General features: G+C 54.8%; 1 protein-coding gene. It reads left to right on the plus strand.

The features are described from left to right. Positions 1-161 precede the first annotated feature (161 nt). Positions 162-1,519, plus strand: a protein-coding gene (locus tag OP495_RS17615; protein ID WP_280565234.1) for an IS3 family transposase whose coding sequence is annotated in 2 segments (ribosomal slippage) — positions 162-654 and positions 654-1,519 — 1,359 coding nt in all. Because the reading frame shifts where the segments join, the coding sequence is not laid out codon by codon here. The last annotated feature ends 146 nt before the right edge of the window (positions 1,520-1,665 follow it).

The following is a 1,665-nucleotide window of genomic DNA, read 5'->3' on the forward strand; positions in this document are numbered from 1 at the left end:
ATGCTGATCAAGCATCTGACTGAACAGAATGGATTCTTGCCGCGAATTGTACTGCTTAGATGTGCATGTGGGTAGAGCCCCATATAGACATAAAAAAACCCCCGCCTCTTTGAACTGACCCCTGAAAATTGGACACCACTCCAATCGTAAGGGGTCTTTCCATGACCAGGTATTCGACGGCGTTCAAACTTCGGGTCGTTCGCTACCATGAGCAGCAAGACGATGGCACCCGCCAAACCGCTATACGTTTTGGGGTGGACCATGCGACGGTACGTCAGTGGTACGCAGCTTATCGGACACATGGGCATGCCGGCTTGGCCAAGCGCTATCGCTGCTATAGCGTCGACTTCAAACTGCAGGTACTGAGCTTCATAGCCCAGCAAGGGGTATCCGCTCGGCAAGCCAGTGCCATCTTCGACATCCCAGCAAAGTCGACGATACTGACTTGGCAGCGTCGCTATGAAGTTGGCGGCGTCGATGCCCTAATCTCACGTCCCCGAGGCTGCTCCATGTCTTCCTCCAAGAAACCGCCAAACGCCGACCATAAGCCTCCTGGCGAGATGACGTCCGAAGAGATGAAAGAGGAACTGGCGTATCTGCGAGCGGAGAACGCGTATTTAAAAAAGCTGAAGGCCTTGGCTCAATCAAAGTCATCAGCCGCCGAGAAAAAACGCTGATCATCCATGAGCTAAGGTCGACCCATGCACTCACACATCTGTTGCGTGCCTCTGGGCTGGCACGCAGTACGTTCTACTACCAGCGCAAGCTCTTGGGAGCTGGCGACCCGTATGCGCCCCTGAAAACGCGTATCCAGTCGCTCTATGATCACCACAAAGGACGCTATGGTTATCGCCGCATCACCGCTTTACTGCGGCAGGCAGGCGAGACGATCAACCACAAGACCGTCCAACGGTTGATGCAACAGATGGGCTTGAAGTCCCTCGTCCGCCCTAAACGGTATCGAGCTTATCGCGGCGCCGAGGGCTACGCTGCTCCCAATACGTTACAGCGTCGCTTTCAGGCTCAGCGGCCCAATCAGCGATGGGTCACGGACATTACCGAATTCAAGGTGAATGACCGGAAACTTTACCTATCACCGGTCATGGATCTTTATAACGGCGAAATCATCGCGTTCCAGACCGGGGCACGACCGCTATTCGGCCTAGTGAAGCGCATGTTGAGGCGTGCATTCGACCGACTGGGGCCAGGTGATCAGCCTCTATTGCATTCGGATCAGGGTTGGCATTACCGCCATCCCCGCTATCGCCGCTTAGTGGCCGAGAAGCGGATACTCCGTAGCATGTCGAGGAAAGGGAACTGCTTGGATAATGCCGCCATGGAGAGCTTTTTCGGCACGCTGAAAGCCGAGTACTTCCATCTCAACCACTTCGAAAGCATCGAGCAATTGCAGCAAGGCTTGGCTGACTACATCGACTACTACAATCATCACCGGATCAGGCAGAAACTAAAAGGCCTGAGCCCCGTGCAATACAGGGCTCAGGCCATAGCCACCGGTTAAGGGAACCAACCGTCCAACAATCGGGGGTCAGTTCATTCGAGGCGGGTGGCTTTTTATTGTGTCGGTGACGGGTAGGTTCAAGCGTCGGGCTGGTGTTGGTATCCGACCCTGTAACTGCGGACGATGAGCAAAAGGCTCATGCCGCC

It is taken from the genome of Chromohalobacter sp. 296-RDG, from assembly GCF_029889885.1.
Lineage (GTDB): Bacteria > Pseudomonadota > Gammaproteobacteria > Pseudomonadales > Halomonadaceae > Chromohalobacter.